This window comes from Proteus terrae (genome assembly GCF_003144325.1).
In the GTDB taxonomy this organism is placed as follows: Bacteria; Pseudomonadota; Gammaproteobacteria; order Enterobacterales; family Enterobacteriaceae; genus Proteus; species Proteus terrae.
This window is the reverse complement of sequence record NZ_PENS01000037.1, coordinates 1-669: the sequence shown is the minus strand read 5'-3', so window position 1 is coordinate 669 and position 669 is coordinate 1. Positions and strand designations below refer to the sequence as shown.

The 669-nt window shown below is 53.4% G+C and carries 1 rRNA gene; it reads right to left on the bottom strand.

The features are described from left to right. Nucleotides 1-669 (bottom strand): 23S ribosomal RNA (locus tag DK857_RS19080); the annotation flags it as partial.

Genomic DNA, 669 nt, shown 5'->3' with positions numbered 1-669 from the left:
TAACCTGAAGCTTAGAGGCTTTTCCTGGAAGCAGGGCATCAATTGCTTCACCACCTTAGTGGTTCGTCATCACACCTCAGCATTAAGTGACCGGATTTGCCTAATCACTCTGCCTACATGCTTGAACCGGGACGACCGTCGCCCGGACAACCTAGCCTTCTCCGTTCCCCCATCGCAGTTACCACCAGTACGGGAATATTAACCCGTTTCCCATCGACTACGCTTTTCAGCCTCGCCTTAGGGGTCGACTCACCCTGCCCCGATTAACGTTGGACAGGAACCCTTGGTCTTCCGGCGTGCGGGTTTTTCACCCGCATTATCGTTACTTATGTCAGCATTCGCACTTCTGATACCTCCAGCATACCTCACAGTACACCTTCGCAGGCTTACAGAACGCTCCCCTACCCAACAACACTTAGTGTTGCTGCCGCAGCTTCGGTGCATGGTTTAGCCCCGTTACATCTTCCGCGCGGGCCGACTCGACCAGTGAGCTATTACGCTTTCTTTAAATGATGGCTGCTTCTAAGCCAACATCCTGGCTGTCTGAGCCTTCCCACTTCGTTTCCCACTTAACCATGACTTTGGGACCTTAGCTGGCGGTCTGGGTTGTTTCCCTCTTCACGACGGACGTTAGCACCCGCCGTGTGTCTCCCGTGATAACATTCTTCG